8 protein-coding genes are annotated in these 8,458 nt (G+C 41.6%); 7 read left to right on the top strand and 1 reads right to left on the bottom strand.

The window, feature by feature from the left end:
- The first annotated feature begins 127 nt into the window (after positions 1-127).
- From A4S05_RS32845 to A4S05_RS32815, 7 genes are all read left to right on the top strand, one after another.
- Positions 128-1,471 carry a hypothetical protein gene (locus A4S05_RS32845; RefSeq protein ID WP_069073957.1) on the top strand — a complete coding sequence of 448 codons (1,344 nt, stop codon included), beginning with the start codon at positions 128-130 and terminating at the stop codon, positions 1,469-1,471.
- 364 nt (positions 1,472-1,835) lie between these two features.
- Complete coding sequence (locus A4S05_RS32840; protein WP_069073956.1) at positions 1,836-2,591, top strand: PspA/IM30 family protein; 756 nt, start codon at positions 1,836-1,838, stop codon at positions 2,589-2,591.
- 319 nt (positions 2,592-2,910) lie between these two features.
- The gene (locus A4S05_RS32835) at positions 2,911-3,696 is read left to right on the top strand and encodes a PspA/IM30 family protein (RefSeq protein WP_069073955.1); all 786 of its coding nucleotides are present in this window, start codon (positions 2,911-2,913) and stop codon (positions 3,694-3,696) included.
- Positions 3,697-3,870: 174 nt separating this feature from the next.
- Complete coding sequence (locus A4S05_RS32830; protein WP_069073954.1) at positions 3,871-4,206, top strand: thioredoxin family protein; 336 nt, start codon at positions 3,871-3,873, stop codon at positions 4,204-4,206.
- Positions 4,207-4,258: 52 nt separating this feature from the next.
- The gene (locus tag A4S05_RS32825; protein WP_176727178.1) at positions 4,259-5,491 is read left to right on the top strand and encodes an LL-diaminopimelate aminotransferase; all 1,233 of its coding nucleotides are present in this window, start codon (positions 4,259-4,261) and stop codon (positions 5,489-5,491) included.
- Positions 5,492-6,114: 623 nt separating this feature from the next.
- The gene (locus A4S05_RS32820; protein ID WP_256091344.1) at positions 6,115-7,002 is read left to right on the top strand and encodes an NF038130 family PEP-CTERM protein; all 888 of its coding nucleotides are present in this window, start codon (positions 6,115-6,117) and stop codon (positions 7,000-7,002) included.
- Between the two features lie 507 nt (positions 7,003-7,509).
- Entirely contained in the window at positions 7,510-7,932 is a 423-nt protein-coding gene (locus A4S05_RS32815) for a response regulator (RefSeq protein ID WP_069073971.1), read from the top strand.
- 21 nt (positions 7,933-7,953) lie between these two features.
- Here A4S05_RS32815 and A4S05_RS32810 read toward each other — a convergent pair whose 3' ends face one another.
- Positions 7,954-8,133: a hypothetical protein gene (locus A4S05_RS32810; protein ID WP_069073952.1), complete on the bottom strand. Its 180-nt coding sequence runs from the start codon at positions 8,131-8,133 to the stop codon at positions 7,954-7,956.
- Positions 8,134-8,458 lie beyond the last annotated feature (325 nt).

Below are 8,458 nucleotides of genomic sequence, written 5' to 3'. Positions count from 1 at the left end.
ATTCCCTATCACCTGTCACCTGTCACCTCTCCCCTAATCCCCAATCTATTTAGATAATTTCCGCTACTATTGTCACAAATATATCTAAAGTTCATTCCAACATGTCTATGTTTGAGGTACAGAAGCAATGACTCAAAACCCTCTGAACGACTCCGCTACTAATCAATCGTCTAAAACATCTGGTTTGAAACCAGTACTAGCAGCAGCACTTGCAAGTTTAGAAGTGCCGTTAGATCAAGAGTTAGCTCGATACCGACGCACGCGAAGTGGTTTGGTGTCATCTAAGCAGTCTCGTGTTGCAAGTTATATGAGCAGTCAACCCCAATCGTTGACTGTTATTCCTACAACATCGGGAAAAACTCAGTCATCAGGAACGGAAATTAAAACCAACGTACCGCCTGCATCTGTACCCGTGAATCATCAGGGAACCTCAGCGCCAGCTACGGCAAAAATTGACGTATCACCCCCACCTCCATCTTCTGTAGCTGTGAATCCTGAGATAAACCTAGCGCCAGCTACGCCAAAAACCGAGGAACTGAATAATCTTAATGTTTCCTCCACCTCCGATACTAAAACCCAAACTCAACTTCCACCACCCCCGCCCAACTTTACTAGTAGCATTGTGCCAGCGATCGTTAAAAATACTAAAAGCGAAAATCTCTTGCAGCCAGATGAAACTCCTAAGCACCCAGATGACTATTTGGAATCTAGTGAAGCACTGCTGCGAAGTCTGACAGAAGAACAACCAGAAATTAAGAAACCAAGCAATTCTAACGACAGTCTGCTATCACCTTTGGGTATCGGCTCGATGTTACTGCTATTGGTGGCGAGTCTGACTTTGGGTTATGTAGTGTTCAATCCCAAAAGCTTGCCACAATGGAGTTTAGGCAATTTGTTTAACGGAAACTCGCCTCCTGCAACAGAAAATACCGAGGAAGTTGGGAGTAATGCCCAACCTCAAATCCAGCCACCAAGTACATCTATACCCAAGTATCCCAATCTAGCTGCCCAAGAGTTTCCTGAAGTGAGAGATCCCAAGGATGTAGTTGGCTTAAAACCCAAAGTCCAACCAACTCCCCAAAACCCTACAAATCCTCAAGCGGCATTACCTGAACCCAACACAGCCCTAAAACCGACAAATCCGATCGCCTTAGCACCAGTACCGACACTACAATCCTTGCCTCCCCTGAATTTGCCTCCCACTCCAACAGCAAAAACCTCGCCTAATCCAATCGCAACCTCACCAAAACCGGATGCAGAAATCAAACCAGCAACAGATGGGTTTTATCATGTAGTGATAGAGAATAAAGGCGCGGCTTATGCCTCAGCACGGCAAGTAATTCCTGATGCTTATTTATCACCCAACAAAGAATTGATTTATCTGGGTGCTTTTAAAACTAAAGAACAAGTACAACAACATCTGAAATTGTTACAGGCAAGAGGAATTAAAGCACGGGTTCAGCAGCCATAAGTTGCAAAAATCTACGATACCATGAGATAACAGTGCTGAGTTTTGAGTGCTGAGTTTTGAGTGTTGAGTCAATGAGTGCTGAGTCAATGAGTGCTGAGTGCTGAGTAGTAAGAGACAAAATCTTGTTTGTTTACAGCCCTACAACAAAAAATATGAATATTAGATTCAGGACTCTAACTGGGCATTCAGCACTCATTGACTAACCTATGACAGAGTAATATTATACTTAGGACTTTAACTACGCACTCAATACTCCATAACTAATTCAAAACTCAGTACTGGCTCAACGCCCCGCTAACAGCACTTAGCACTCAGCAATCAGCACTCAGCACTCATTACTGAGTTTCGTGAATGGAGAGCCGATATGGAATTAATCAAGCGTATCCTGCGGGTGATTCGCGCTAATCTTAATAGTTTGATCGGCGGTGCAGAAGATCCAGAAAAGATTCTGGAGCAAACTGTCTTGGAGATGCAGGAAAATCTAGTGCGGTTGCGGCAGGGTGTAGCACAAGCGATCGCTACCCAGAAACGTACTGAACGACAGGCAGCAGCCGCCAATTCTCAAACAGAAGAATGGTATCGCCGCGCCCAATTGGCACTGCAACAAGGCAACGAACCTCTAGCACGGGAAGCTTTAACTAAGCGCCAAGCGTATAAACAAACCGCTACAGCCCTATTTTCCCAAATAGAGCAGCAAAACGATATAGTAGCTAGGCTAAAAAAGGATATGCGATCGCTAGAGTTAAAAATTTCCGAGGCGAAAACTAAAAAAGATATGTATATCGCTCGCGCCCGTTCTGCTGAAGCGTCTTCTCGCCTCCAGGAAATGCTTGGTGGAGTTTCTACCACCAGCAGTCTAAGTGCCTTTGAGCGCATGGAAGAAAAAGTTTTGCAAATAGAAGCTCAATCCGAAGCGATCGCTCAACTCGGTAGCGACGACTTGGAAACACAATTTACTTCCTTGGAATCTAATAATAATGTAGATGCCGAGTTGGCAGCGATGAAGGTGCAGGTTTTAAACCAGGCAGAAAACACACAGCACAACAATCTCCTCACTGAGGAAAACCAGAAGACAGTGCAGCCTCCCCAACAGCAGTTACCCAAAACTCAGGACTCTTGAAAAGCAAGCAAGGGAGCAGGGGGAGATGAGGGACATAAGGGGGACAAGGGGACAAGAGGTGAGAACTTGAAACAAGTCTTTCCCCTTGTCCCCATGCCCAATGCCCCATGCCCCATGCCCCATGCCCCCTGCCCCATGCCCCCTGCCTCTTCTTGAAGTTCGGCTAATTACCCCAGTTTGGAGATATCTTAACAATTAAGAGTTGTTGGGAGGTACTGATTCAAGCCGGAAAGATTACATTGAAATAGGTAGCTATTAAAAAAGTAAAAAAGCTAACTGTCCAACAAAAAGCGTAAAGCACACAAGGAAAAACAAAGTTATGGGATTATTCGATCGCATTAAGCGAGTTGTTAGTTCTAACCTCAACGACCTGGTTAACAAAGCCGAAGACCCCGAAAAAATGCTAGAGCAAGCCATCCTGGAAATGCAGGAAGACTTGGTGCAGCTTCGTCAAGGAGTAGCTCAGGCGATCGCCGCCCAAAAACGCAGCGAGAAACAGTACAATGATGCCCAAAATGAAATTAATAAGTGGCAACGCAATGCCCAACTGGCTCTACAAAAAGGTGATGAAAACTTAGCACGACAAGCCTTAGAGCGGAAGAAGACTTATACTGACACCAGTACTGCCCTCAAAGCTAGTTTAGATACCCAAAGCACTCAAGTTGAAACCCTCAAGCGCAACTTAATCCAGCTGGAAAGCAAAATTTCTGAGGCTAAGACCAAGAAAGAAATGCTCAGAGCGAGAATCACCACTGCTAAAGCCCAAGAACAACTCCAAAACATGGTCAGTGGGATGAATACCAGCAGTGCCATGTCTGCCTTCGAGCGGATGGAAGAAAAAGTCTTGATGCAAGAAGCTCGGGCCCAGTCAGCAGGAGAGTTAGCAGGTGCCGATTTAGAAAGCCAATTTGCCCGATTGGAAGGTAGTAGCGATGTTGATGATGAATTGGCAGCTTTGAAAGCGCAAATGCTACCACCCGCAGCTCCACAAAATCAAGCTCAACTGCCACCGCAACAACAAGAAACCACTGCTCCTAATCCCAAATCTAATGAGGTGGTTGATGCCGAGTTAGATTCACTACGCAAGCAATTGGATCAACTGTAAAATTGGCAGAAAACTTATTTGAGCTAGTCCCACACCTATTGGCTGTGGGATTTTACGTCATTAGTCAATAGTTAACAGTCCTAATAACTATGAATTATTGACTATGGACTATTGACGACTTTGGGATAAAGTATTGTGTGTGCCAACTTTGATCGCCACCTGACGGAGACTGCAATGAGTAAGGCTGTAATCACCATAACTGATGCTGAGTTTGAAACCGAAGTGTTAAAAGCCGAGCAGCCTGTATTAGTTTACTTTTGGGCTTCCTGGTGTGGGCCTTGTCAATTGATGTCGCCCCTGATTAACTCAACCGCTACCAAATATAGCGATCGCCTCAAAGTCGTTAAGATGGAAATTGACCCTAACCCACTCACTGTTAAGCAGTACCAAGTGGAAGGTGTACCTGCCCTCAGACTATTTCAAGGAGATAAACTACTAGAATCCACTGAAGGAGTTATCGGCAAAGATAAATTACTTGCTCTTTTAGATACTCACTTAAGCAGTAATTAGTCAATAGTTCATAGCAAATGACCAATGACCAATGACTAATGACCAATGACTAATGACTAACATACAGTTTGCACAACGTTTACAACCCCTACAATCTAATGTATTTGCTGATATGGACAGAGCCAAGGCAGTCGCTTTGGCCGCTGGACGACAGATAATTGATTTGTCCTTGGGGTCTTCTGATCTACCAGCCGAGGCACACGTAATTGAGGCGATCGCCCAATCTCTCCACGATCGCAGTACCCACGGCTATCTGTTGTTTAACGGTACTCAAGGGTTTCGCGAAGCCGCAGCCAAATGGTATGAACAAAAATTTGGCATCAGAGTAGATCCTCAAACTGAGGTACTACCTCTGATTGGTTCTCAAGAAGGTACAGCCCATTTACCCCTAGCAATACTCAATCCAGGAGATTTTGCCCTGTTGCTCGATCCAGGTTATCCCTCGCACGCGGGGGGAGTCTATCTAGCAAGTGGCCAAATCTACCCAATGCCATTACGGGCAGAAAATGATTTTTTACCAGTGTTTGCTGATATTCCCGCCCCAGTCTTGGCGCAGTCGCGAATGATGGTATTAAGTTACCCTCATAACCCCACGGCTGCGATCGCACCTTTATCTTTCTTCCAAGAAGCTGTAGCCTTCTGTCAGCAACACAATCTCGTCCTCGTTCACGACTTCCCCTACGTAGATTTGGTATTTGAGCAGACCGGAGACTGGGTAGACTCTTCTCCCAATCTAAAATCCAAAATCCAAAATCCAAAATCCCTAGTACCCTCGATTCTGCAAGCTGATCCAGAGAAAAGCGTCTCGGTAGAATTTTTCACCCTTTCCAAGTCTTACAATATGGGCGGCTTCCGCATTGGCTACGCCATCGGGAATGCCCAGTTAATTAATGCTTTACGCCAGGTAAAAGCCGCCGTTGATTTTAATCAGTATCGGGGAATTTTGAATGGTGCGATCGCAGCCTTGACTGGCCCGCAAGCTGGGGTGAAAACGGCCGTTGCAACCTTCCAGAAGCGCCGAGATGCTTTCATTACAGCTTTACATCGCATTGGCTGGAAAGTTCCCACTCCCGAAGCGACAATGTACATTTGGGCAAAGTTACCCCCATCTTGGAGTCAAAACTCCATAGAATTTTGTACCGAGCTAGTCAAACAAACTGGTGTAGCCGCTTCCCCTGGGGCTGGCTTTGGCAAATCTGGAGAAGGATATGTCCGTTTTGCCTTGGTGCATGAGCCACCTTTGTTAGAAACTGCTGTGGAAAGAATTGCTGAATTCCTAAATTAAATTTTTTCTCAAATTAAACACCAAAGATTTTTTGCAGCAAAGTCTGTGGAGAGAACACACCATAGGGGCAATTCATGAATCATTGGTGTCAACTTAACGCAAAAACTATGTCCCGCAAGGAACTTCAGTTCCAAGAATCATAGCGAAAGTCATCTGAAGATGACTAGATATCCCCAAAAATATTCAGTCTACTTCAGTAGACTTTAGCTATGAGCCAGAGAATTCATTCTCTGGCGGGTTATGAAGCCCGCAGCGAAGCTATTTCTAGCTTAAGTTGACACCAATGCACATGAATTGCCCCTACGAATACTTATATTCTACTAAAATAATAAGCTGTATTTAAAATTACTATGTTATTTTGACTATAATTGTAATTATACGTATAAAAGTCTATAAATATTAGTCATCTTTTCATTGATAATCAGCATGAACTTTACCCAATCAGGTCTCACCGTTTCTTAAACTGGGTTTGTACGCAAAGCTACCAAACACGGCTAACGATATAGGTTGCGTTTTTAAGCAACCATATTGTCAAAAAGCCTGTAGTCAAGACAGCCCAAGCCTAAAAACGGCAATAGTTTAAAACTTAACTTCCAAACTGACAGAGACTTGAAAAAATGAAGATGACTTTTCAGAAACTTGTGATTGGTGCTTCAATGGCTATTGGTGTGAGCGCTCTTGCCACAGTACCAGCACAGGCTGGAACACTTACTGGTGCTACCATAGGTGGAACAGCAGCAAGTGATTATTTAGTCTATGATGTGTCAGGTAACAGTACTGTTCTTGTGCCAAATACTCAGACAAACGTCCAGAAAGTTCTGGATGGTAATGCTGCAAATCCTACTGGAAACGTAGAGTTACGAGCTAGCAGTGAAGGGTCTGGTTTTGATTTCACCAAAAACACCACTTTGACAGGGCAAATTGGTGATAAAAGTATTACCTTGAGCAGTCTGACAGCAACAGATTGGTTTAGTACTGGCTCAGGATTGAGTACAAGCTATGGAGCAAAGAACTTTGCAAATACTTGGTTTAACGAATTTGCTAAGGCAGCTGGTTTAGGAGCAAATTTAATCCCTACAGCTTATAATGCGTTTTTGGGCATCAATGGTTTCCAACGCTCCAGCGACCCTAATATCTCTTATGTTAATCAAAATGACATCACTGGCGATATTAAAATTGGGTTAGCCGGTCACTTTAATTTGAAAGAGTACTATGCTCCCATATCACCACTCTTGGCTAGTTTTCTCAAAACTGGATTCCAAGCTAGTGAAGTTGTTAAAGTTACCTACAATGACAAGACTGATTTCCTTTACAGCTTTTCTGCTACGAAAAGTGGGCTAAGTAACAGTTTAGGAGTAGGTGCTGATGGCAAGTCCCACAGTGGCAACTATGAAGTTGGCATAAAAGGTGTACCACCCGCAGCAGTCCCAGAACCATCAGTAATGCTTGGTCTGTTGGGTATTGCTGGTGTGTTTGCTACCCAACGCAAATTTAAAAAAGCATCTATTTAAGATTGTGGTTTAAAAACGACAAATAAGTTAGGGAGCTATTTATTAGCTCCCTTTTTTGATGAAGAATTTCTTCAAACTGTAAGATAATTTAATCTTCTAGGTTATACTATTTCTAAAAACATTGGCAAACAGTTCCTCCTGTCTCCTGAATTACCCTCACATCTAAATGAAACCTGTTTTAGGAAGGGGAATTATCATAACGTACAGTATTACTTAAGTAGTTTTACTAATACAAATTCGACGATTCAATTTTTAAAAGCAATTGTTCATTTAATACTAAAATTAAGACAAAGTTCGCAAAAGAAAAGCTTAATTCTTGATTAAATTATCTTTAAGGATAGTATCCTTTAGGTGTTGTAGTGTAGCTAAATTTAATTTATTTATATCTTTGAATAGATTTAGATAAGTCAAATTTCTATTTGTTTCACTATATTTAAATACACTCCCGTTTTGGTTTATCGTAATAATTGTTGGCTTTTAATTAAAATAATCAGATAATAGATGGCAATGACAGCACAATTACTCAATATAGATCAGCCATTGCGGTCACACAAAGTTAGACGAATTTTGCTAGTTGAAGACCATTATCTCAATCGGATGTTACTGAGTGACTATCTAAGTTACAGTGGGTACGATGTCGAGAGTTTATCAGAAGGCTCTACTTTTTTCTCAACTATAGAGAAATTCCAGCCAGATTTAATGTTACTAGACTTGAAACTGCCAGATGTTGACGGTTATTCGCTTTTAAAACAAGTCCAGCAAAAACCTGATTTGTCAAAAATACCTATTATTGTGGTTTCAGCCTTTGCTTTTAAAGCAGATCAGGAACTAGCTCTGAGTTTGGGCGCACGTCACTATTTTGTCAAACCGTTAAAACTTAAGGATCTCATCTTTGCAATTGAAGAACAGTTTACTTGTCGCCACAGATAAAGTTTTGTGTTATGCGTGAATTTATTCTGCTTTTTGGTTAGCGATGAACTCTTCCACACGCTCACTAAGATTTTGTACAGAACTGCCAATGTTTGAAATTTTATCTTGTACTTGCGCTAGCAATAAAACTGCTGTTTGTAGCTCATTGAGAGTTTCAGCCATAGCCTCACGATACTGGGCTTCAAAATCTTGTAAGTTCATAGTTGAGCTTTTGCTTAAAATTATTATAATAGCTATATTCTCAATCATAATTGAGAATCTGATTTCCTAAATCCGTTAATTCGCTTAATAGTATAAATTCAATAAAAAAAATTAAATTTTGGAGAATAATAAAATTTTTATATTAGTTTTATAAAAACAATATCTAAATATATTCTTTTTTTAAAGACAGAAAAAAGTAAGTAAAAAAAGATAAAAATATTTTTATTTAAAAAACAAACTTTTAAATAAAAAGTATTCTTGATTTTAAAATATTAATTATATCTTCAAAAAAGAAAGTTTTATTCTAAGAGGTTGTTTGAAAAGT

The organism is Nostoc sp. KVJ20, assembly GCF_001712795.1.
Taxonomy (GTDB): domain Bacteria; phylum Cyanobacteriota; class Cyanobacteriia; order Cyanobacteriales; family Nostocaceae; genus Nostoc.
The sequence above is the reverse complement of the archived record's forward strand: the minus strand, read 5'-3'. Positions and strand labels throughout refer to the sequence as shown.

Bases quoted from the DNA above. Each gene is read 5' to 3' on its own strand.
- A4S05_RS32845 (WP_069073957.1), top strand. From the start codon at position 128: ATGACTCAAAACCCTCTGAACGACTCCGCTACTAATCAATCGTCTAAA.
- A4S05_RS32840 (WP_069073956.1), top strand. From the start codon at position 1,836: ATGGAATTAATCAAGCGTATCCTGCGGGTGATTCGCGCTAATCTTAAT.
- A4S05_RS32835 (WP_069073955.1), top strand. From the start codon at position 2,911: ATGGGATTATTCGATCGCATTAAGCGAGTTGTTAGTTCTAACCTCAAC.
- A4S05_RS32830 (WP_069073954.1), top strand. From the start codon at position 3,871: ATGAGTAAGGCTGTAATCACCATAACTGATGCTGAGTTTGAAACCGAA.
- A4S05_RS32825 (WP_176727178.1), top strand. From the start codon at position 4,259: ATGACTAACATACAGTTTGCACAACGTTTACAACCCCTACAATCTAAT.
- A4S05_RS32820 (WP_256091344.1), top strand. From the start codon at position 6,115: ATGACTTTTCAGAAACTTGTGATTGGTGCTTCAATGGCTATTGGTGTG.
- A4S05_RS32815 (WP_069073971.1), top strand. From the start codon at position 7,510: ATGACAGCACAATTACTCAATATAGATCAGCCATTGCGGTCACACAAA.
- A4S05_RS32810 (WP_069073952.1), bottom strand. From the start codon at position 8,133: ATGAACTTACAAGATTTTGAAGCCCAGTATCGTGAGGCTATGGCTGAA.